At 66.7% G+C, this 22,742-nt stretch carries 19 protein-coding genes; 8 read left to right on the top strand and 11 right to left on the bottom strand.

Annotated features, from left to right (window positions below; all coding sequences use genetic code 11):
* Positions 1 to 4: 4 nt before the first annotated feature.
* The 5 genes from OG874_RS02385 to OG874_RS02365 are packed head-to-tail and all read left to right on the top strand — an operon-like array spanning position 5 to position 5,145.
* Positions 5 to 1,132 carry an ABC transporter ATP-binding protein gene (locus OG874_RS02385; protein WP_330253481.1) on the top strand — a complete coding sequence of 376 codons (1,128 nt, stop codon included), beginning with the start codon at positions 5 to 7 and terminating at the stop codon, positions 1,130 to 1,132.
* A gap of 23 nt (positions 1,133 to 1,155) precedes the next feature.
* A complete protein-coding gene (locus tag OG874_RS02380; RefSeq protein ID WP_330253480.1) occupies positions 1,156 to 2,544 on the top strand; it encodes an ABC transporter substrate-binding protein in 1,389 nt (462 codons plus the stop codon).
* Positions 2,541 to 3,392 carry a metallophosphoesterase gene (locus OG874_RS02375; RefSeq protein ID WP_330253479.1) on the top strand — a complete coding sequence of 284 codons (852 nt, stop codon included), beginning with the start codon at positions 2,541 to 2,543 and terminating at the stop codon, positions 3,390 to 3,392. The genes OG874_RS02380 and OG874_RS02375 overlap by 4 nt, the downstream gene beginning before the upstream one ends.
* 3 nt (positions 3,393 to 3,395) lie before the next feature.
* Entirely contained in the window at positions 3,396 to 4,343 is a 948-nt protein-coding gene (locus tag OG874_RS02370; RefSeq protein WP_330253478.1) for a carbohydrate ABC transporter permease, read from the top strand.
* Positions 4,333 to 5,145 (top strand): carbohydrate ABC transporter permease, encoded by an 813-nt coding sequence (locus tag OG874_RS02365; protein ID WP_330253477.1) that lies wholly within the window; start codon positions 4,333 to 4,335, stop codon positions 5,143 to 5,145. Before OG874_RS02370 ends, OG874_RS02365 begins: the two co-directional genes overlap by 11 nt.
* Positions 5,146 to 5,367: 222 nt before the next feature.
* Here OG874_RS02365 and OG874_RS02360 read toward each other — a convergent pair whose 3' ends face one another.
* The 4 genes from OG874_RS02360 to OG874_RS02345 are packed head-to-tail and all read right to left on the bottom strand — an operon-like array spanning position 5,368 to position 6,400.
* Entirely contained in the window at positions 5,368 to 5,559 is a 192-nt protein-coding gene (locus OG874_RS02360; protein ID WP_330253476.1) for a hypothetical protein, read from the bottom strand.
* Positions 5,560 to 5,604: 45 nt separating this feature from the next.
* Entirely contained in the window at positions 5,605 to 5,913 is a 309-nt protein-coding gene (locus OG874_RS02355; protein WP_330253475.1) for a hypothetical protein, read from the bottom strand.
* Complete coding sequence (locus tag OG874_RS02350; protein WP_330253474.1) at positions 5,910 to 6,062, bottom strand: hypothetical protein; 153 nt, start codon at positions 6,060 to 6,062, stop codon at positions 5,910 to 5,912. The genes OG874_RS02355 and OG874_RS02350 overlap by 4 nt, the downstream gene beginning before the upstream one ends.
* Complete coding sequence (locus tag OG874_RS02345; protein WP_330253473.1) at positions 6,059 to 6,400, bottom strand: hypothetical protein; 342 nt, start codon at positions 6,398 to 6,400, stop codon at positions 6,059 to 6,061. The genes OG874_RS02350 and OG874_RS02345 overlap by 4 nt, the downstream gene beginning before the upstream one ends.
* A gap of 186 nt (positions 6,401 to 6,586) precedes the next feature.
* Between OG874_RS02345 and OG874_RS02340 the strand changes: the two genes are divergently transcribed.
* The 3 genes from OG874_RS02340 (at position 6,587) to OG874_RS02330 (ending at position 8,905) form a co-directional block, all read left to right on the top strand.
* Complete coding sequence (locus OG874_RS02340) at positions 6,587 to 7,930, top strand: helix-turn-helix domain-containing protein (RefSeq protein WP_330253472.1); 1,344 nt, start codon at positions 6,587 to 6,589, stop codon at positions 7,928 to 7,930.
* Between the two features lie 11 nt (positions 7,931 to 7,941).
* Complete coding sequence (locus OG874_RS02335) at positions 7,942 to 8,508, top strand: GNAT family N-acetyltransferase (RefSeq protein WP_330253471.1); 567 nt, start codon at positions 7,942 to 7,944, stop codon at positions 8,506 to 8,508.
* Between the two features lie 130 nt (positions 8,509 to 8,638).
* Positions 8,639 to 8,905 carry an NUDIX domain-containing protein gene (locus OG874_RS02330; RefSeq protein WP_330253470.1) on the top strand — a complete coding sequence of 89 codons (267 nt, stop codon included), beginning with the start codon at positions 8,639 to 8,641 and terminating at the stop codon, positions 8,903 to 8,905.
* Between the two features lie 50 nt (positions 8,906 to 8,955).
* Here OG874_RS02330 and OG874_RS02325 read toward each other — a convergent pair whose 3' ends face one another.
* The 7 genes from OG874_RS02325 to OG874_RS02295 form a co-directional block, all read right to left on the bottom strand.
* Positions 8,956 to 10,326, bottom strand: a complete 1,371-nt coding sequence (locus tag OG874_RS02325; protein ID WP_330253469.1) for an acetyl-CoA carboxylase biotin carboxylase subunit — start codon at positions 10,324 to 10,326, stop codon at positions 8,956 to 8,958.
* A complete protein-coding gene (locus OG874_RS02320; protein ID WP_330253468.1) occupies positions 10,323 to 10,475 on the bottom strand; it encodes a hypothetical protein in 153 nt (50 codons plus the stop codon). The genes OG874_RS02325 and OG874_RS02320 overlap by 4 nt, the downstream gene beginning before the upstream one ends.
* Positions 10,476 to 10,587: 112 nt before the next feature.
* A complete protein-coding gene (locus tag OG874_RS02315; RefSeq protein WP_330253467.1) occupies positions 10,588 to 11,124 on the bottom strand; it encodes an acetyl-CoA carboxylase biotin carboxyl carrier protein in 537 nt (178 codons plus the stop codon).
* Positions 11,125 to 12,810, bottom strand: a complete 1,686-nt coding sequence (gene accD, locus OG874_RS02310) for an acetyl-CoA carboxylase, carboxyltransferase subunit beta (RefSeq protein WP_330253466.1) — start codon at positions 12,808 to 12,810, stop codon at positions 11,125 to 11,127. It lies immediately after the preceding gene.
* A complete protein-coding gene (locus OG874_RS02305; protein ID WP_330253465.1) occupies positions 12,807 to 14,375 on the bottom strand; it encodes a PfaD family polyunsaturated fatty acid/polyketide biosynthesis protein in 1,569 nt (522 codons plus the stop codon). Before OG874_RS02305 ends, accD begins: the two co-directional genes overlap by 4 nt.
* Entirely contained in the window at positions 14,372 to 16,435 is a 2,064-nt protein-coding gene (locus tag OG874_RS02300; RefSeq protein WP_330253464.1) for a beta-hydroxydecanoyl-ACP dehydratase, read from the bottom strand. The genes OG874_RS02305 and OG874_RS02300 overlap by 4 nt, the downstream gene beginning before the upstream one ends.
* Positions 16,432 to 22,731: an SDR family NAD(P)-dependent oxidoreductase gene (locus OG874_RS02295; protein ID WP_330253463.1), complete on the bottom strand. Its 6,300-nt coding sequence runs from the start codon at positions 22,729 to 22,731 to the stop codon at positions 16,432 to 16,434. The genes OG874_RS02300 and OG874_RS02295 overlap by 4 nt, the downstream gene beginning before the upstream one ends.
* Positions 22,732 to 22,742 lie beyond the last annotated feature (11 nt).

The following is a 22,742-nucleotide window of genomic DNA, read 5'->3' as shown; positions in this document are numbered from 1 at the left end:
TCTGGTGGCGAGACTGCGAATCGAGCAGGTGTCCAAACACTTCGGTGCGACGTATGCGGTACGGGAGGTCAGCCTGGACATCGCCGATGGCGAGTTCATGGTGTTGCTCGGACCGAGCGGCTGCGGCAAATCCACGCTACTGCGGATGATCGCCGGGCTGGAGGACCCGACCGGTGGCCGAATCCTGTTGGACGACACCGACATTACCCACCTGGCCCCGCAACAGCGGGATCTGGCCATGGTGTTCCAGAGTTACGCGCTGTATCCGCATCTGACGGTCGCGAAGAATATCGGCTTTCCGCTGCGCGCCCGCCGCACACCACGGGCCAAGATCGCCGAGCGGGTCGCGGAGGTGGCGGCGGCGCTCGGATTGGATGAGCTGTTACGCCGCAAGCCCGCCGCGCTGTCCGGCGGTCAACGACAGCGAGTTGCCTTGGCCCGCGCGATGGTTCGCGATCCCGGCGCGTTCCTGATGGACGAACCGTTGTCGAACCTGGACGCGAAACTGCGCAGCGCCACCCGCGCCGAACTGATCTCGCTGCACCGCGGGTTGGGGGCGACGTTCCTGTACGTCACCCACGACCAGGTGGAGGCGATGACCATGGCGGACCGGATCGCACTGCTCAACGACGGTCAGGTGGAGCAGGTCGGTACCCCGACCGAGCTCTACGACCACCCCCGCTCGACCTTCGTCGCCGGATTCCTCGGCGCCCCACCGATGAACCTGTTCCCCGCGGTCGTCACCCAGCGCGACGACCGGCTGTTCCTGGTGGCCGAGGGTATCGATATCGAATTGGCCATCACGGCAACGGATTTCGGCGATCCCATCGATGTCGTCGCCGGAATCCGCCCCGAGCAACTGCGTCTCGATCCGATCGAAGCCGCCATTCGCGGACAGGTGACGATGGTCGAGAACCTGGGCAGTGAGGAACTGATCCACTTCACCATGGGCGAGCACACCCTGTGCGCCCGCGCGCCGCGACCGGCCGGAGTGAGCGCCGAGGACGCCATCGGACTGCGCGTCGATCCCGCCCACCTGCATCTGTTCCACCCCGAATCCGGATTGCGCCTGACTTGGCGAGAGCCGCACCGGGATTCGACCCACGACAGCGCAATTGTGGCCGTCGCCTGATTCGTCACACCCACCCTTTATCGATGAGGAGAACCACCGTGAAACGCACCGTGCCCGTGCTGGGCCTGGTGTTCGCAACCACCGTAGCGCTCAGCGCTTGCGGCGGACTCGGGAGCACCACCACCGACTCGAACGTCGATACTGCCCAGATCCCGGAACTGAAGCCGGATCAGCAGGTGTCGATCGTGTTCGAGTCCTATAACTACGGACTCGCCGGGGCGTGGACCGACACCTTCAACTCGCTGATCTCCGATTTCGGCAAGAAGTTCCCGAATATCAAGGTCACCGCGCAGAAACCGCAGGGCAACAGCCCGAATCCGGCCACCGACACCATCTCCAGCATCCAGAACCAGATGGTCGCGGGCACCCCACCGGATGTGGCGCAGCTCGGCTTCAGCGATCTCGACTACACCATCCACCAGCTCGGCGCGAAGCCGCTGGATACGCTGGTCTCCAAGCAGGAGGTCCAGCACAACTTCGACGGGGCCAAGTACCCGTACGCACCGAAGGCGCGGACCCTGGCGGATTGGGACGGCCACACCTACGGCGTCCCGTTCGTCTTCTCCACGCCCGTGCTGTACGTCAACGCCTCGTTGTTCACCGAAGCCGGACTCGATCCGGCCAAGCCGCCCGCCACCTGGCAGCAGGTCTCCGACGCATCCGCCGCGATCACCGGAAAGACCGGTAAGGGCGGCGTATACATCGACTGCCTGACCAAGACCGCCAAGGACTGGTGCTTCCAGTCGCTGGTCCGCTCCAACGGCGGCCGGGTCATCTCCGAGGATCGCAAGACGCTGACCTTCGCCGACGCGGCCGCGGTCGAGGTCACGCAGATGAGCAAGCAACTGGTCGACTCGGGCAGTATGCCGAAGCTGAACCAGAAGCAGGGTTATGAGGCCTTCGCGCGCGGTGAGATCGGCATGATCCTGGAGACCAGTGCGATCCAGGGCACCTTCGTCACCGGCGCCAAGGACAAGTGGGACCTGCGGGCCGCGCCGATGCCGAGTTTCGCAGGCAAGCCCACCGTGCCGACGAATTCCGGCGCGTCGCTGCATATTCTGTCCAACGACCCGGCCAAGCAGCGGGCGTCGTGGGAGCTCATCAAATTCCTCACCAGCGAGGATGCCTACACCAAGATCTCGCAGGGCATCGGCTATCTGCCGCTGCGTACCGGTTTGATGGACGACCCGAACGGGCTGAAGACCTGGTCGGCGCAGAATCCTTTGCTGGCACCGAATGTCGCGCAGCTGGCGAATATGGAGCCGTGGATCTCCATGCCGGGCACCAACTATCTGCAGATCCGCGACGGCATGATGGACGCGGTCGAGTCCATCGTGTTCCAGGGCAAGGATCCCCAGTCCACCTTGACCACCGCCCGTGAGCAGGGCGCCAAACTCCTGCCCGCGTCATGAGTGAGGTAACTGTCGTTCAGCTGACCGATACCCATATCCGGCCCGCCGGTGAACGGGTACACGGCATGATCGACACCTATGCGAATCTCACCCAGGTGCTGCAGCAGCTACGGGCGTCGGGGCAACGCATCGACGCGCTGGTGCTGTCGGGAGATCTGAGCGATAACGGGTCACCGGAGGCGTATCGGCGGCTGCGCGACGCGGTCGAGCCGGTGGCCGCCGAACTCGGCGCGCGCACGGTGTACGCGATGGGCAATCACGACGAGCGCGAGGCCTTCGGGATCGAGTTGCTCGGCCTGGACTCGGTCGACCCGGATACCACCCACGACCAGGTGGTCGAGGTCGCCGGGTTGCGCATCATCACGTTGGACAGCAGCACACCGGGCCGGCACGACGGGCGGCTCGAACCCGAACAGCTGGACTGGCTGGCCGATCAGCTGCGCGAACCCGCGCCGCACGGCACGCTGCTCGTGCTGCACCATCCGCCGATCCCCTCGCCGATCGCGACGACCGAATATCTGCGGCTCGAGCAGCCGGAGCTGTTGGGTCAGGTGCTGGCGGAATCGGATGTGCGACTGATCATCTGCGGACACAACCACCTGACGGGCGCCGCTGCGCTGAACGGGATCCCGGTATGGATCGGGCCCGCGCTGGCGTATCGGATCGACACGATCGCACCCGCGGGTCGTCACCGCGGGCTCGCCGGATTCGGTTACAGCCGAATCGATCTGCTCGGCTCGACGTTGGTTGCCACCGCGATCGAGGCGACGCCCGCCGAAACCGTCTACGACAGAGCCGAAGAGGACGTGCTCGAACAGCTGGCCGCACTCGCCGCCGAGGCCCGGTAGGGCATGTTCGTCGTCGAAGTACCCACTGCGGCAGCGGATATCGCTCCAGTGCCACAGACCCGCCGCCTCGCCCGGTTCCGCCGGGCGGGGCGGTTCGTGGTGCCCTACCTCTATCTGGCCCCTGCCCTGTTCCTGTTGGTGGTGTGGATCTATCGGCCGCTGGTCCAGGCGTTCGAACTGTCCACCTACTCGTGGAATCTGCTGCCGACCTCGCCGATGAAGCCGGTCGGCACCGGTAATTACGAACGGCTGGTCGACCTTCCGGCCTTCTGGGATTCGGTCGGGCGAACCGGGGTGCTGATCGTGGGCATGCTGCCGTTCACTGTCGTGCTGCCCTTGCTCATCGCGTTGGCCAGCCGACGGGTGCACGGGCGGGCACGGACGATCTATCAGGCATTGATTTTCGTGCCGTTCCTCGTGGCTCCCGTTGCGGCGGCGGCGGTTTGGCGTTGGCTTTTGCATCCCGGCAGCGGCTTCGTCGACCAGATCCTCGGCTCGAACCGGAACTGGGTCTACGACGCGGGCACCGCACACGCCGTCATCATCGGGATCACCGGCTGGCAGCTGCTCGGCTTCGCGGTGCTGGTGGTGTGGGCCGGATTGGCCGGTATCAGTGTCGATTACGACGAGGCGGCCCAGGTGGACGGCGCGAGCCCGGGCCAGATCCGGCGGTGGATCACCCTGCCGCTGCTGTCCCCCACCCTGCTGTTCCTGGTGCTGACCACCGTCCTGCTCAGCCCCACACTGACCTTCCCGCTCATCGATTCGATGACCCAGGGCGGGCCGGCCCAGGCCACCACCAATATCTATTACTTGTTGTGGGACTACGCCTTCCACAGCTTCGACGCTGGGCTGAGCGCCGCGGCCGGAGTGCTGCTGTTCGCCGGATTCGGTGTGCTCGCGGGGATCCTGGTGTGGATCTCGGAAAAGGTTGCCTTCCATGATGATTGACCGTCTGCGGACCGCGGGCAGCCATCTGCTGCTCGCAGTCACCGCCGTGGTGTGCATATTCCCGATCTATTGGCTGTTCGCCACTTCACTGCGCCGGCCCGAGGACGTCACCTCGCTGTCGCCGTTCCCGTGGCCGATCTCGTTCGCCAACTACACCGATGCCGCCGAGAAAGTCGACGTGGTCGGGTTGATCGGCAATACCTTCTTCGTGGCGGCATTGTCCGCGGCCGGGCAGCTGCTGGTCGCGCTGCTGGCCTCCTACGCCTTCGCGATGTACACGTTTCCGTTCCAGCGGATCCTGTACCTCGCGTTCGTCGGCACCTGGCTGGTCCCGTTCCAGGTGACGATGCTGCCGAACTACGTGCTGCTCACCAAGCTCGGCCTGATCAACTCCCTGATCGGGGTGGTACTACCGACGCTGTGCTCGGCGCTCGCGGTACTGCTACTACGCCAGCACATGGCCAGTTTCCCCAAGGAGCTCGTCGCCGCCGCCAAGATCGACGGACGCTCCTCCTGGTCCATCCTGTGGACCGTCGTCGTCCCCAATCTCCGCCCCGCCCTCGCCGCCCTCGGCATCCTGCTGTTCATCAACGCCTGGAACGAATACTTCTGGCCCGCAGTCGTTCTGCGCCAGTCCAATAGCGTGCTGCAGCTAGGCCTGCGCAGTTTCATGGGCACCGAAGGGGATCAGTGGGGGCCGATGATGGCGCTGGCGAGCCTCGCCTGCTTGCCGGTTTTGGTGATGTATCTGCTGCTGCAACGGCATATCGTGAACGCGTTCGTGCGGTCTGGATTGAAGTAGCGGGGCACGGTGCCGCTGATACCGCTCGAATCCCCAAGCCCGTCAATGGGTTTCCACAGATCTGGATTGAAGGTCATGGCCAGAGACGGTACTGGTCCGCGCAGCAGCTAACGGGTAGTACGGCTTTAGTCGTTTCGTGTTCGTTGGGTGAGAGGCCTCTGCCTCGGATGAGGTGGGTACGACAACCAGACATCAGCGGCCCACACACTTGGGTTCATGGCATCACTGCCGAGCGGATCGGTTGTCGGGTGGGTCGGATTTGTCCAGGTCGGCGTCCGAGTCGGAGACCCAACCGTCCTCATCAACCCACATCATCGAGCCGTCCGCGCCCTCGAATATCGGTCGACTATCGACGGGGGCGCGGTCGAGTTTCTGGCGAGTGTCCTCATGGAAGACCGCGAGCAGTGCCCGCACCGATGCAGCGCTATCCCTTCGTGCGGAAGGTAATTCAGCCATCCGCTACCCGCCTATTCCTGGCGAAGGGAGATCCGCCGTATTGAGTAGGGCGGCCCAGTAGTCCTCGCGGACCGCATCCCACAAGTCGCCATGCTCGGAAAGCAGCTCGCGGGCGTCGACCAGATCCGGGTATGTGTCGAACATGATCGTGCCGGGCTGGGCGTCGAGCAGTTTCGTGCGTGATGGCAGGCGGTAGGCGGTGAATGCCTCGGTGGTGAGCTGCACGCGCAGTACCCGGGGGGCGCGGTTGACGAGCTGCCACACGGCGATTTTTCCCAGTATTACGGTGGTGTGCAACGGATTTCGGTTCACCGCGTCCCCTCGGAATGTTCTGTGTCTGTCCACTGGTGGGCGTGCAGGGCCTCGAGGTAATGCTCCATCAGTACGGTCGGCACATCGCAGTAGAGCGAGCGTTGTGGCCCGACGAATGCGGATCGTTTCGGCAGTTCGCCGTTGCTCATCGGAGGACCCTCGCATCGGGCACGATCTGTCCGGAATCAGCCAGCGTCCAGAATGCGGCGTATTTCGCCGAGCAGATGTCGGTGCCGCATTCGCGGTGCCGCCGGATCTCGGCGTTGGATGGCTGCGACGGTGCTCGATGGGACGGTTCGAGCTGCCACGAATCGGTTCTCAGGCCGCCCTCGGCGGTGACGCGGTCGAGGATATCGGCGCTCGACACCGCGCCGTCCGGTATGGCGTCGTCGCGGTCGATCAGATAGGGCAGCCCGAATCGGATGCCGCACCAGAGGGCGAGTATCGCGGCGGCCGTGACGATCAGGGCGATGGTTCCTACGGGCATGGGTGGCATCCCTCAGGGCGTGTTGGGGTGTTGGCGGGCACCCAGCGCCGGGGATGAGGGGCTCATCGACCCGGCGCCGGGGCTATATCGAGCGTCGCCGACCAGCTAGTTCGTTCCCAGCCCTGAAACCGCACGCAAGTAATACGCTTGCGACACGGTGCATTGCGGGCACGAACAGGGGCGGCCATGATCTTCAGTAAGTGGACACGGGTCGAGGTCTTGGCTCTGCGTATAGACGCGCTGCGCCTGACGCAAGAGCAGTTCGCGGAGGATCTGGGCTTCAGGCAGCCCACCATTCGGAAGTGGGAAAGGGCCACGCCGGAACGGCCCGTTCGAGGCGCATCCGCGCAAGCGCTGGACACCGCCCTGGCGCGGCTCGACCAAGTGCAGCTGGCGCGATTCGAGGTCGCTGTCACCGGCGCACGGCTGATTGATGGCGTTGGTGGAGTGTCCCTGTCGGAGTTCGATCGGCTGGACACGGGTACGCCTGAATTCACACACCACGCCGCTGAACACGGAGCAGAAGAGGACAACGACATGAAACGGCGACAACTGTTCGTTGCTGGAACCGCAGCCGGGCTCACCGTCCTCGCTCACCCGCGTTTACCTGCCCACATCGGAATGTCCGACGCCCAACGTCTAGCGAAGCGAGTGGACAGTTTCGTCACCACAGAACAGAAGGTCGGCGGTGGCGCGCTTGCCCAGCTGGCGCGGACCGACCTCGAGGACGCGAAGGCCGTGTTGGCGACCTGCGACATCGACAGTGCTGCCGCGCCACTGTTTATCTCCGCTGCGGGGAACATGGCTGTTACTGCTGGATGGCTACACTACGACAACGACGACCAAGTAGCGGCCCGAGACTGCTATCGCGACGCAATGGCATTGGCCAACGAAACCGACGACGACGAGTTGGCCGCGCACACTTGTCTGAACGTCGCCCTCCAGACCGTTACCCAAGCCCGCCGCGGCGAGGCACACCCGACCTCCGCATTGCGGTCTACCTTGAGGGCCGCAGACCTGACGCGGCGGCAGCCGTCGGGCCGAATTCATGCGCTGATCGCAGCGAGGCAAGCTACTGCCTACGCATGTCTCGGCGACCGATCAGCCTTCACCAGAGCTGTTGCCACGGCATGGCGGGAGATGGACCTGGCCTACGATCACGAGCCGTTCGATAAATGCGCCGATTGGCTGAAATTCATGTGCCACAACGAAGTCCGATATCACGAGGCATGCGGATATAAATACCTCGGTGAGGCGTCAAGAGCGGCGGAGCTGTTCGAGCAGGTGGCCGCCGAACGCGCCGGGCAGCGCAACTCCGCCAACTACCGCGCTTGGCTCGCATCCTCGCTGGCGGAGGTCGGCAACATCGACGACGCCATCGCTGTGGCTGCGGATGTTCTCGAGAACCTGGGTGGAGGAGTGTCGTCCGGCCGGACGCTGCGGGTTCTGGAACCTGTACGCGCAGCCGCAATCAAACCCCGCCACAACGACTTCCAGCAACGATACGATCGGTTCACAACCCACAACTAGGCGAGGATCATATGGCGGAAACTGTTGTCTTGCAGTCACTTTCCGGTAATCTAGCGCGTACCGTCCGCGACACGATCGCCGACGTGCAGGCACGCAGCTATGTTGACGCCATCGCCACCGGAAACCCATTCGAATCCACTGAAGCGTTCATGGAGCGATTCGAGGTCTACTCGGCTGTACCAGGGTTCTCGATGGTGCTCGCAACCATCGACGGGGAACCTGTCGGCCAAGCGTTCGGCTGGCCGCTGGGTATCGACACCACATGGTGGACCGGGCTCGTACTGGACCCCGGACAGCCATCCACGGAGGACTTCACCGTCGAGGACGGAACCAAGACGTACGCGCTCAGTGAGCTCATGGTCGATAAGAAGCACACCGGCCACGGCATCGCTGGCGTTCTATACCGCGGACTGCTCGCCGACCGAACGGAACAACGGGTGACGTGGTTGGTCAACCCGGCCAACCAGAACGCCTACGCGATCTACAGACACTGGGGCGCACGCCGCGTCGGCACCCTCCAGCCTGCCTGGCAGGGGGCGCCGCAATTCCACGTTCTGATTGCCGATCCACACCCGTAGCGCGTTTGGTCAATAGCGGTCTTCAGCGTCGGACGTGTCGGTGAGACTGGCTGGTTCGACAACTACACCGAAAGCTTCGACGCGATCTGGGCTGATGCGCAGCCCTGGGCACCCTAGCGAATGGCCGACCATGGGCAGAATCGAGTACTACCACGACCCGAAGGCACCCGAGCCCAATTCCCTTGTCGTGGCGTGCAATCTGCTGGTCACTGACGAGTCCGGAGCAATCCTGATGCAACGTCGCCGCGACACCGGGCAATGGGCGCTGCCCGGTGGTGCCATGGATTTCGGCGAAACGGCGGCCGCAGGAGGGCAAAGGTGTGGTTGCAACCAATCGCACCAGCCGCTCATCGGCCTGGTGCTCATCGCGCAGGAACGGGCACCGTCCAATGGATGAAAGCCACTTACCACGAGCCGAGGCGTGTGGTCGAGAAAGAAGATCGCGACCTACGAAGCGGCGCGGATTTGGGTGGTGAGGGTGCCGATTAGGGCCGTGTCGTGGTTTGCGGCGCGGAAGCGGGGGTGGTCGAGGATGTCGTGGAGGAAGTCGGTGGTGGTGGCGATGCCGGTGCCGCGGATGCAGGTTGCGGAGAGGGCGCGGCGCATGCGGGCAATGGCGGTGTTGCGATCGGGGGCCCAGACGATGACCTTGGCGAGTAGCGAATCGTAGTGCGGGGGTATGGAGTAGCCGGGGGCTACGTGGGTGTCGACACGGACGAAGGGGCCAGCGGGGAGTACGCATTCGGTGAGAGTGCCGGGGGCGGGGGCGAATTCGCGGTTCGGATCTTCGGCATTGATGCGGCATTCGATGGCGACGCCGCGGGGTGTGGCGGCTTCGGGGGAAATGGACAGGGGTTGGCCCGATGCGATGCGGAGTTGTTCGGCGACCAGGTCGATGCCGGTGACCATTTCGGTGACCGGATGTTCTACCTGGAGGCGGCAATTGACTTCCATGAAGTAGAAGCGGCCTTCGGGGTCGAGGAGGAATTCGAAGGTGCCCGCGCCGACGTAACCCACGGCTTCGGCACCGCGGACCGCCGCCGCGCCGATGCGGGCGACGAGTTCATCGGGCAGGCCGGGGGCCGGCGACTCCTCGACGAGCTTCTGGTGGCGGCGTTGCAGGGAGCAATCCCGCGCGCCGAGATGGATTACCGTGCCGTGGACGTCGGCGAGGATCTGCACCTCGATGTGGCGGGCCGAGTCGAGGTAGCGCTCGACGTAGAGGCGACCGTCACCGAAGACGGCGGTGGCGTTGGCGCGGGTCTCCTGCCAGTCGGCGGCGAAATCGGCCGGATCGCGCACGACCCGCATACCGCGACCGCCGCCGCCCGCAACGGCTTTGATGATCACCGGGTAGCCGATGCCGTCGGCCAGGGTCTGCGCCTCCTCGGCGGTGTCGAGTGTGTCACGGCTGCCCGGTAGCAAGGGCAGACCGGCCGCCGACATCAAGGCGCGCGCGGTGGATTTATCGCCGAGCTCGGCGAGCACCGCGGCGGGTGTGCCGACGAAGACGAAGCCCTCGGCCTCGCACACCTCCGCGAAATCCGGGTCTTCGGACAGGAATCCGTATCCGGGATGGATCGCGTCCGCGCCGGTCGCCCGGGCGGCCTCGATGATCGCCGGAATGTAGGAGTAGCTGCGCTTGGCGGGGCCCGGGCCGATCCGCACCGCGTGGTCGGCCAACCGGACCCACGCGGAATCGGCGTCGGGTTCGGAATACACCGCGACCGTAGCGATGCCGAGTTCAGCGCAGGTGCGGATAACCCGCACGGCGATCTCACCGCGGTTGGCGATCAGTACCTTGCGAATCTCGCTCATGTCTGCACCCCGCTAGCGTTCGGCTCCAGCACGAGCGAGTACGCGGCTGTGTCCATCGTTCCCTCGCCACGCTCGCTCATCCCCGCACCCCGCCACCCCTCCGCTCCGGCACGAGCGAATACCAACGCTTCCTCGCCACGCTCGCTCATGCCCGCACCCCGCTGACGCTCGGCGCCGGCATGCGCGAGACGCGCTGGCACATGATTCGCGCCCACCCGTCGCCCGGCCAGCGCCCCGCGCCCCTGTACTCACTGGGTTCGCTCATCGCACGACCTCGAGCACTATCAGTGCCGTGCCGTGCTCAACCGCTTCGCCGTTCTCGACCAGGAGTGCGGCCACCCGGCCCTCGCGGGTGGCGGTGACCGGGATCATCAGTTTCATGGCCTCGACGATGCCGACCTGCTGGCCCGCCCGCACCGGGTCACCCTCGGCGACGAACGGGGCAGCGCCGGGTTCCGGCGACCGGTAGAACACCCCGACTGTTTCGGCGGCGATCGTGAATGTATTTGTATCCGTGGGTGTTTCGGCGGGCGCTTCCTCGATAACAGCGGTCGGCGCCGCGCTGGACCCGACCACACCGGATTCGCCGTCCCAGCTGATCCGCAGCAGCAGTGGACCATTGGCCACCGTCACCGAGGTCGGCGCGGTCTCCGCGCGCACGCTCAACGCATGCCGCGACAGTACGGTCAGCGCGCGATCGGCATCGGCCGGATTCATCGCCCGGCCCGGCTGGGTGGTGACGGACTCGGGCCCACCCGCCTCCTGGCCGCCACCCCTCGTCGAGTCGCTGTGATTCATCTACTTCTCCTGGTGGTTCGTCGTGGGCAGGCCGAAGGCGCGAAAACGGTAGTGGCGCCTATCGAGTAGATCCGTGACCGGCAGCGGCCCGAGTTCGGCGAGGCTGTGCCGCAAGGCGCGACGCAGCTGCGCGGCCGCCGCGGCCGGATCGCGATGCGCGCCGCCGTGCGGCTCCGGCACCACCGCATCCGCGACGCCGAGTTCGAGCAGGGCCGTCGAATCGACCCGCAGTGCGGCAGCGGCCCGCGGCGCGGCCGAGGCGTCCTTCCACAGGATCGATGCACAGCCCTCGGGGCTGATCACCGAATACACCGCGTTCTCGAAGACGAGCACCCGGTCGGCCAGCGCGAGCGCAAGCGCGCCACCGCTACCACCCTCGCCGGTGATCACCGAGACGATCGGAACGGGCAGTCCGGCAAGCAGTTTCAGCGATTCGGCGATCGCGACGGCTTGACCCTGTTCCTCGGCGGTGATGCCAGGATAGGCACCCGCGGTGTCCACCAGCGTGATCACGGGCAGTCCCAGTTTCGCGGCCAGCCGCAATGCGCGAGCGGACTTGCGGTAACCGGACGGAGTCGGCATCCCGTAGTTTCGTCGGGCGAGTTCGCCCGCGGTATGGCCCTTCTGGGTGCCGATTACCAGCACCGGCGCACCGGCGAGGCGGGCCAGCGCGGTGATCATGGCCGGGCAGTCGGCGCTGAGCCGATCGCCGTGCAATTCGATGAACTCGTCGAAGGCCGACGAAAGGTAGTCCAGCGTGGTCGGACGTCCCAATTCCCGTGCCGCACGGACACTCTGCCAGGCATCCCGGGTTGGCAACGTCGCCGGATCCCGCCGCACCGGCGGCACGGATTCCACGAAATCGACCCGCCGCGAACTGTCCGCTGCCAGCGCCAGCAGCCGCGCGAGCCGGTCACGCAATGCGGAGCGGTGGCAGATCATATCCACCACGCCGTGTTCGAGCAGGAACTCCGCCGTCTGGAAACCGGCGGGCAGGGTCTCCCCGATGGTCTGCTGGATCACCCGCGGGCCCGCGAAGCCCAGCCGTGCCCCGGGCTCGGCGATGATGATGTCGGTGGATGTGGCATAGGAGGCCGCCACACCGCCATAGGTCGGGTCGGTGATCACCGAGATGGTCAGTACGCCCGCGTCATCGAGGTCGCGCAGCGCCTGGCTGGTCTTGGCCATCTGCATCAGCGCCAAGATCCCCTCCTGCATGCGCGCACCGCCGGACGCGGTCACCAGCACCAGCGGAACGCGCGCCGACAAGGCCACCTCGGCGGCCGTCGTCACCGCCTCCCCCACCGCACTGCCGAGGCTGCCGCCGAGGAAGCGGAAGTCCATGACCGCCAGCACAACCGGAGCGCCGCCGATGCTCGCGCGCACGCAGCGGATGGCATCGTCCATTCCGGTGCGGCGCTGTGCCTCGCCGCGGCGCTCGAGGTAGCTGCGAGAGTCGCTGAACCCCAGTGGATCTCGGAGTGTCTCGGCCGGCTCGATGGGTTGCGCCGAGCCGCTGTCGATGAGCGAGTCGATGCGCTGGTCGGCGGTCAGTGCGCCGTGACCGTCACAGTCCGGGCACACCCGGCCGCCACGGTCGTAGCGTTTGGCGTAGATCATGGCGGCACAGAACGGGCACACCATCCAGGAGGTCCTGGTGTCCGAATCGGTTTCCAGTGTTGTCATCGATGCTCCATTGGTCGCGGAACGAATCGGGCGCATTCGGCGGGTAGCCGGGTGCCCGCGGTACGCAGCTGGGCGATTCGGGTGAGATACGCGGCGCCCAGCATCATCTGGTCGGCGATATCGGCGATATGCCGGTTGCTCAGGGCGGCCAGATAGGACCCGGCAGCCCAGTTGTTGAACCCGCCCATCGCGGGTCCACACCACACCTGATAGTCAGCGACTCGATCGGCTTCGCCGCGGATACTCCAGCCCGACGACAGCCCCAGGTACCACCGGAACACCAAGGCCATCTTGCGTTTCGGATCCTCGGCCGCGCCGACCAACTGGCCGGGATCGCGTTCGGTGAAGTAGGTGACGCAGTCCTGCCAAACGGTTGCAAGCGGCCGCCGGAACAGCGTGGCCTCGAGGTCCCCGCGCAGTTCGACGGGGATATCGTCCATTCCCGCGTAGGCGCGGTAGGTGTCGTACAACCGCTGGGCACGGGCCGCGAACATGGTGCCCCGCCGCAGGACCTGCACCTGCACACCGAGTTCGAACATATCGGAGGACGGCGCCATGGTGCAGTCGGCGAAATCCGCCCGGGCCAATAGCTGTTTGGTGGTGTCGCACTGCGCGGCCTCGCGGGTGGCCTGGTTGATCGAGCCGGTCACCACGTACGCGGCTCCCAATGCGAATGCCGCCGCCGCGGCGGCCGGTGTGCCGATACCGCCTGCCGCGCCGATGCGTACCGCCGCGGCGGCGGGCACCGTGCGGGCGATCCGGTCGCGAGCGGCGATGAGCTCCGGGAGCAGTACGAGCAGCGGCCTGCGGTCGGTGTGCCCGCCGGAATCGGCCTCCGCGGTGATGTCGTCGGCCATCGGCACCCGCTCGGCCAAGCTGGCCTGTACGGGTGTCAGATCGCCGGATTCGACCAGCTGCCGCAGCAAGTTCGCGGGCGCCGGACGCAGGAACGGTTCCGCGACCTCGACCCGGGACACCTTGGCTATCAGGCGATTACGCACCTCCACCTGACCGTGCCGGTCCACGCCGAGCCCCGCCGCCCGGTACCGCACGACCTCGGCGGTCAAGCCCATGAAGGCCGACGCCTCGACGCAGCGCACCTGGTGGCGCAGGCAGGCATCGACGATCGACCGTTCCAGCGCCGGTTCGGACGGGCTGTGGATCAGGTTGCAGGCGAACGGCTTTCCACCGGTGGTCCGGCTGAGTTCGGCCAGCGCCGCGTCCACCGCCGCGGGTGTCACGCCCGCGGCACCGTAGGACGCGAGGTAGCCCGCTCGTGCCATCGCCGAAACCATTGCGGGCGAGGCGATCCCGTTGGCCATCGCCCCGGCGACGTACGCGGCGCGCACCCCATGGGTCGCGTGAAACTGTTTGTCGCCGAGCAACTCCGGCGGCAGCGGCGCGACCGCAGTGAGGACCTGTGCTCGAGCGGCGACAGTCGCATCGGAGGTTGCGCCCACCCGGCCGTCGTGGCGCACGATCCAGCACGGTCGCCGCACATCGAGCAGTACGGCGGTGATGTCATCGGCGGTCTCCGCGACGACCGTGGTCGGGAATGTGGTCATGGCCGGTCCTCCCGCTCGCCGAGTTCGATTGCCAGGTCGATGACTTCGTAGATGCGCAGTCCGGGCTTCCACAGCGAGCCGTCGGCGATGACGGTGACGCCGTGCGCACCCCGGCGGATCTCCTTGATGTGGGCCTCCAGACGCACCGTCGCGTCCGTCGGCAGGAACTGGCCGCGGTAGCGCCAACTGAAGGCGATATCGCTGGGGATGCGGAAGACCGGATCGCTGATCGTGTCGGCGAATCCGGCATCGAGCATCCACTCCTGGACCGCGTGGATGACCGATTCCACACCCAGCGATCCCGGAATTACCGGATCCAGGTGGAAGTGGCGGGCGAAATACCAATCCGACGGGTCGATCTCGCGCAACGAATGCAGGTATCCCGCCGAGTATTTCCCGCCGCCGTCGACCACATCGATACGGTCGATCAGCGCCAGCGTCCGGCGGGCGCACAGCTGCGCGTCGGGATCGGCGCGGCGAGCGGCGACATCGATGGTGCGGACGGTGGCAGCCGGATGCTCATCCAGCCACGTGGGTGCGTCGCGCCCGGCATCGAGGCCGGTCTGATTCGCCAGCGCTTCGTCGCTGAAGTAACCGAACATGGTCTCGCCGGTGTAGAACGGTTCGCCGTCCACGCTCAGCGTGTAGTCGAAGTTCTGCAGGGACGAGCCGGGCAGGATGGTCGTCGACAGCAGACGTGAGGTCTGCTCGATCGTCTTGTCCCGCAGATCGACTCGGCGCAGGACAGTCGCCGTGCCGCCGAGATTGCGCAGGCTCAGGGTGACGCCCGGCTGGGTGAGGGTGGGTCCGGCGTAGTAGCCCATCAACAGCGCTGCCTGTAGTGAGGTCTCCATGTACACGAAATGCGGCATGGATTCGTTGGCGGTATCGCCGTAGTACCAGGAATCGGCGGGTGCGTCGTATTCGGTGCGGTAGGACGCGCCGTCCAATCGGCCACGCGCGCCGTCGAATTCGACTACCCGGTCGACCAGTAGCAGGCCGCCGGTGGGCAAGCGGGTGGCGCGAACACCGGTGTACCCGGCGAATTCGGGTCCCATCGCGATGCCCTGATCACCACGCGCGAGGTGGGTCATGTGGAATTCGTTGAGCAGCATGTCCGATACCGCCGCGCCCGGGCCCACTCCGGTACCTGCGGGTTCGACAACCGTCACGGTGACCTGCTGTGGCCGAGCTACTCCCGTGACGGTCGCAGTGCCGGTGACGTGCGGTCGCGGGACCAGGTCGATCTCGGTGACAACGAACTCGACAGTGCCGGACGCACTTTCGGAAATTTCCGGCTCGGAGACGAAGGTGCTCCCCGACAGGCACAGCTGCAGACCGGTGAACAGTGCGAACACTTCCGCGGCCTGCACTGCCGCCGCACGCATATCGCCGTCGAAATGCGCGACCACCCGGCCGCTTCCGGTGCCACCGCGCAATTCGATGGCTGCGACCTCGGTGAGCACCAATGGTCCTGTGGCCGCGAGTCGCGCCGCCGAGTCGATACCGGAGCGCCGATAGCCGAACACGCCGGTGACGTCTCCCTCGGCGAGGCGGCGCAACGCGGCCCCGTCGAGGCTGGTGCGCGCGGTACGAGCCAGCGGCTTGAGTGCCCATTCCGGCGCACAGGCCGCGATGCCGGGTGCAACCGCCGCGATAGTGGGTTCAGCCGCCACCGGCGCCTGTACGCGCAGCATCCGCTGCCAGACCGCCCGTTGCAGTGCCACCTGCGCGGTCAACGCCGCACGGTGCGCCGCCACGACGCCCGAACGGATCTCGGTGAGTGGTCCCGGCACCCGCTGAGCTGCTGGCACCGCGACCGCACCAGTCGTCACTCCGCGGCCAACCGACTGCGCTGGCGCCGCGGCCACACCAGTCGCCACTCCATGGCCAACCGACTCCCCCGGTGCCGCGACAGCAGCGTCCGCGGCTTGGTCGGCGACCGCCTGCACGGCAGCCGTCGCAGTCGTCGCGTCGTGCGTTGGACGTACCACCGGCGGCGCGGCGGAAGCAGTACCGATCGGATCGAAGGGAACCCCGTCGAACTCGAGGACCGTCATGCCATCCACCCCCGCACCGAAGTCTGGAATTTCGCGGTCAGATCCGGCGTCGTCACCACCGTGACGTCCGAGAAACGTTGCAGTACAGTGCCATCCGCTGTGGTGGCGGTGGCGTCGATGCGGACGTCGAAACTGCCCTGTCGTGGGTTGTCCACGGTGAGCAGGAACGGCTCGTCCGCGGGCAACCTCCGGTAGTACTCCGCGCGGCCGATACCGAGTGGCAAGCACGCCGCGCCGAGGAGCCGGTAGCCCAGCACCGGCGGACCCTGCAGGAGCAGGTCAGCGAGGACCGGATCGTGCAGGTGGCCCGCGTAGCCGCCGTCCGCCACTCTCGCGGCAGGCAGTGCGCATTCGAAGACGATCGCGTCGTCCGAGGCCGCGAGCAACGTGCGCAAGCCCTGGAGGGCGGGCGCATGGAATTGGATGGCATCGCGGTAGATGTTCGCGTCGCTGGCCGATCCGCGCGGGATCGCCTTGTGCGGCGATTGATCGGGTGCGGCGGCCAGCAGCAGCGTTGCCCGGAAGTGCAGGACATCGCCACCACGGACAGTCGCTTCGACCAGTGTTCGGTCCGCGCCGGGGACGAGTTCGAGCTCGAGCTCGTCCACCGGCTGGTCGAAGACGATTCCCTTGAGGACTTGGAAGTCCCTGGCGCCGACCACGATCCGGCCCGGCAGACTGCGCTCGGCCAGATTTACCATCGCGCCGAGGCCGAAAGTGGCTGGTAGCACGATATGTTCGCCGATGCGGTGGGCCTGGATGATCGGTTCCTCGGTAATCCGGCTGACATTCCGCCGCGCCCGCATTGCTGGCGGATCGACCGTCACCTCACCCGAGAGACCTTCGGCGGGCCCGATGAGGACCACGGTGTCGTCACGATGTTCTTCGGTGAACTGCTCGGTGAATGCCGCCGCACCGATCACCGGATCCAGCAGGGCGATGCCGCGGGCCTGGAAGTGCTCCCGAAGTTCGGGTGTCACCATCCCGCCGTCCCACGCGCCCCAGTCGATCGCGGTGACGTGGCAGTCGGGATGGCGCCGCCGCCAGCTCATCGCGAACCGGGACAGCGCCTCGTTCGCGGCGGCATAGTCGGCTTGGCCTGCGTTGCCGAACAGTCCGGCGACCGAGGTGAACAGCACCAGGTGCCGCAGTTCGCCGACCACGGCGAGCACGGCCGCGAGACCCGCGAGTTTGGGATCCATGACCCGCTCGATGGATTCGGCCGTCTTGTCGGTGATCATCGAGTCGGCTAGCACACCGGCTCCGTGCACGACACCGGTGATGGTGTCGCGCCACGGCGCGAGCGCGGTGCGTACCGCCGCCTCGTCGGTGGCGTCTACGACCAGATACTCTGCCCGCGACCCCAATTCTTTCAAAGTGACGCTGATCTCCCGGGCGGCCCGCACCTGCGAGCACGCACGCTCGATATCGCGCGGCTTGGCTCCGGTGCCGACCAGGGCCCGCACCGCCGCAGGCTTGAGATCCGCATCGGAAACCCCTGCGGCCCAGTCCGGTTCGGCTGTCAGCTCAGACCGGCCGAGGAGCACGAACCGCGCCTCGCACCGCTGGGCCAGCGCCCGCACGCAAGTCGCGGTGACACCGCGCGCACCACCGGTGACCAGCAGAACATCCTGTGCCGTCAGCAGACTCGGCTGCTGCTCGTCACCCGGCCGCACGATCGTGAACGACCGGGCCGGCGCATGCGCACTCGGCACCAGCGTTCGACGCTGACCCGCCGCATCAATGCCGACCTCGAGTGTGTCCCGCGCCGCGTCATCGAGTTCGGCGGCGACCAGTTCGGCAAGCCGGTCCGGGCCGGCCGCTGGGTCGATGTCGAGGGCTCGCACGAAGAGCGCAGGCTGTTCGGTCGCAAGGGTTTTCACCACTCCGCCGACGCCGCCGAGCAGCGCGGCAGTGGGTTCCGCCGTTCCGAGGAAGCCGAGGTGACCGTCGATCCGAGTCACCGTGACGAACGCCGCCCGGCCCTCGGCCTTCGCCAGCCGCGGCACCATCTCACCGGCGGTCAGAATGGCCGCATTGAGCCAACGCTGCGCGGAGTCCCATTCGGCCACACCTCCGCTGAGCACGGCCAGACACACATCGACAGAGTCGAGGTCCACCGGACCCGTCGTCCCGCTGACCCGGTGCACCGACCAACCGCGCGCTGTGAGCGCGGATTCGATGGCAGCGCAGTCGGTTTCCGCTGAGCCGGTGATATCCACCAGCGCGACATCGGCGTCCGCGCGGAAGGGAGCAACCGCCCGGTCGGGCGACGGCAGCGTGATCAGTTCAACGGCATACCGCGGCGTTTCGGCCGCGGCCTCAACTTTTGGGTGAACATCACCACCCATCGCACCAGCGAGCTCATCGACGATCTGATCCACCGTGCGCAGCGTGCCCAGTTGTTCCGGACCGAGATTGGGTAACTCCGGAAACCGTTCCTGCAGCGCGCCGATCACCTGCACCCGCTTGATCGAATCCACCCCGAGATCGGCCTCCAGATCCATCGACGGATCCACCATCTCCACCGGATACCCGGTCTTCTCGGCCACGACCTCCAGCAATGCGCGTCGCAGATCCGCACCCTCGGGTGCGCCCGTGTCACTGGCAGCCGCGGCGGGAGCGCCCGCGCTGGCAGCCGCGTCCACTGCCACCGGCGCTGCCGTCACCGCGACCTGGCCCAGCAGACTCGCGATCTGGTCGAGCGTACGCAGCGTCCCGAGCTGCTCCGGCCCGAGATTCGGCAACTGGGGGAACAGCTCCTGCAGCGCGCCGATCACCTGCACCCGCTTGATCGAATCCACCCCGAGATCGGCCTCCAGATCCATCGACGGATCCACCATCTCCACCGGATACCCGGTCTTCTCCGCGACGACCTCCCGCAGCGCACGCCGCAGATCATCAGCGGATGCCTGGTCGTTCGATACCGCCGGGTGCCCGTTCGACTCCGCGACAACAGGTGCAGCCGTGGCGTGGAACTCCGGAACAGCCTTTACCACAACGGTTTCCACGGGCGGTTCAGAGACAGCGGGAGTCAGCGGCCGACGTTCGGGCGCGGGCTCGATCGCCGACTGCCGCGTCGACTCCACCCGACGCGCGACCGGCGCCGTCCGCGCGACCGGCCCGAACCCACCTTCCAATTCCGCCAGTTGCGCGAGCACTTCACTCGCCCGCGAATGGCTTTCGCTGATCGCCACGCCGTGATCCTTGACGGCCTCGATCGCCCGCACGGTCGCCTCGTCGAGCGATCCGTTGCCGAGTACGCCGGCGAGGCCACGGGCCATATCTAGCTGGCCGTCGAGGAACTGGCGGTGGGTCTGTAGATGCTGCACCAGCGCACTGTCCAGTGCGTCGGCTCCCGGGTCGTAGGACTGGGCGGGCTGATACACGGTGGTCTCCGTCGGTTCGGCGAAAGTTGCGGCCACGGCCGGTATTTCGGGCTGACGATCGACGACGGTGTCGACAGGGGTGGAAACGGCGACGCGGTAGCCGTCATCGAGCGTGGCGGCATAGGCTGCCCGCCGACTCTCGGGCACATACTCCGGCGCCGAGATCCGCACGGTCATCGCGCGACCCGAAGTGCGCGCGACCGGCACAGGCGCAGCGTGGCGATTGATCCCGTGCAAACCGAAGCCGAGCACGGCCAGCCGCACGGCGGCCCGCACCAGTGCGAGGTCGCTGTTGCCGATAGGGCCGGAATCCGTTGGAATGGCGATGACTTCGTCACCGAGGGTGCGCCGCACCAATGAGGTCAGCACCTGCTTGGGCCCGAACTCCACGAACACCGTGCAGCCGTCCGCGCGCATTGCGGTCAGCGCAGCGACGAATTCGACCGGCTTACTGAGCTGTCCGGTGAGCAGGGCGCGATTGGCCGCGATATCGCCGCCGTAGCGGGCATCGGGTGTATTCGCGTACACCGGTGCGTCGGGTGCTCCGATCGACACCTCGGCGGTCGCCTTCGCGAACGCATCCACCGCATGTGCGACATACGGGGTGTGGAACGCGCCGGACACCGGCAGCGCCCTGGTCGCCACCCCACGTTCACCCGCCCGCGCGACCACAGCGGCGATCCCCTCGGGCCCACCGCCGACAACCACCTGATCGGGTGCGTTGTGATTGCAGATCCACACGTCATCGACATCGGCGAGCAATTCCTCGGCGGTCTCCCGCGACGCACCGAGCGCCACCATCGTCCCCGCCTCGACACCCGCGGCCGGCGTCATCGCCGCACCACGCGCCCGGGCCAGGCCGAAGAAGTCGTCGGTGCCGAGCGCACCGGCGGCCCACAGCGCGGTGAGTTCACCGAAGCTGTGCCCGAGATATCCATCGGCACGCAACCCGCATTCGGCCAGCGTCCGGAACTGCCCCGCCGCCAGCGCACCGATCGCGGGCTGCGCGAATTCGGTACGGCGCAGGGCGATTTCCTGCTCGGCCGCCGTCTCCTCATCGAAGGCGGGCGGCGGGAACACCACCGCGGACAACCGCACCGGCGCACCGTCGAATGCGATATTGGCCGCGTCGAAGGCCGCACCGACCACCGGATTGTTCAGCGCCGCATCCGCTCCCATATCGACGTACTGGCTGCCCTGTCCGGCGAACAGCGCGCCGATCTTGCGCTCCGGCAGCGCCGCGGCCCGGAAGTACACGCCCTCCGGGTGATCCCACGCCGCCGCATCGGGATTGCGCACCAGCTCATCCACCGCGAGCGCGCGCAGATGCTCGGCATTCTCGTCGTCCACCGAGACGAACCCGATGCGCGCGTGCGCCTCCGGAATATCGCCGCCGTCAACGGCGTCCACGCTACGAACCGCATCCACCAGGCCGGCCACATCGGGCGCATGCCACAGGTGCGCCCGCGCGGTGCGGTGCAGCACCGGCTGGTCGCGACCGGAATCGGCTTCCTCCAGCACGACGTGGAAGTTGGTCCCGCCGAATCCGAATGCCGAGGCCGCGGCCCGGCGCACCGGACGCTGCGGATCCCGGATCCACGGCCGCGTCCGAGTATTCACGTAATACGGCGCGTCATCCGACGCGATCTCCGCATTGGGCGCGGCCACATTGATCGTGCCCGGCAACACCTTCTGGTGCAGCGCCAGCGCCAACTTCATGACCGAGGCCGTCCCCGCGGCGCCCTTGGTATGCCCGATCTGCGACTTCACACTGCCCAGCGCCGCGAAGCGGGTCTCCGAAGTCGCGTCGGCGAGCAGCCCTTTCAGCGCGGTGAGCTCGGTCTTATCGCCCACGGGTGTGCCGGTGGCGTGCGCCTCGATGAGCGCGACATCGGCGGGTGAGCATTCCGCGTCGGCGTAGGCCCGATCGAGGGCGACCCGCTGTCCACCCGCGCGCGGCGCGTAGATGCTCTTGGCCCGGCCATCACTGGAGGAACCCAGTCCGCGGATGACCGCGTAGATCCGATTGCCGTCGCGGCGTGCGTCTTCCAGTCGCCGCAGGGCGAGCATGGTGATGCCCTCGCCGAGCAGGGTGCCGTTCGCGTCGGCGGCGAACGGACTGATCTGTCCGCTCGACGACAGCGCCCCGACCTTGCTGAAGCACATGTAGATGAAGATGGTGTTCTCGGTGTCGACGCCGCCGGTGATCATCATATCGGCCCGGCCGTCCTGCAATTCGGCGATCGCGGTCCGCAGCGCGGCCAGCGAGGCCGCGCAGGCCGCGTCGACGGTGCAGTTGATACCGCCGAGGCCGAGCCGGTTGGCCACCCGTCCGGCGGTGATATTGGCCAGCAGGCCGGGGAACGAATTCGCTTCCCATGGTGCGAAAGCGGCGACGAACTTATCGGCGATCGCATCGGCGTCGTCATCGGACAGGCCGACCGATCGCGCCGCCTCCTTCAACACCGGCGTCGATAGTCGCGCCGCCAGTGGGTGCATCAGCGGAACGGGTCCGGTGGTCCCGAGTACGACGCCGGTCCGACCCGCGTCGTACCAGGTGGAATCGACCGCGCCCGCGTCGATCAGCAGATCGCGCGCCACCCCGAGGCTCAGTGTCTGCATGGTGCTGGTCACTTCGAGCTGGTTGGGCGGCAGTCCGAATTCCAGTGGGTCGAAATCGATATCGGGCAGGAATGCGCCGCGACGCGAATAGGTCTTATCCGGTGCGTCCGGGTCCGCGTCGAAGTAATCGTCGAGGCTCCAGCGTGACGTGGGCACCTCGGTGGTGCAGTCCACGCCGTCGACGATGTTCTGCCAATACTCTCGGTGGTGGTGCGCGTTGGGCAGCAGCCCGGACATCCCGACGATGGCGATCGGGTTGCGCGCCAGGCGTCTGTCGTCTGTCACGAAAGTTCCTC

This window comes from Nocardia sp. NBC_00565 (assembly GCF_036345915.1).
GTDB lineage: Bacteria > Actinomycetota > Actinomycetes > Mycobacteriales > Mycobacteriaceae > Nocardia.
Note: the sequence above shows the minus strand (reverse complement) of the source record. Positions and strands in the feature narration are given on the sequence as shown.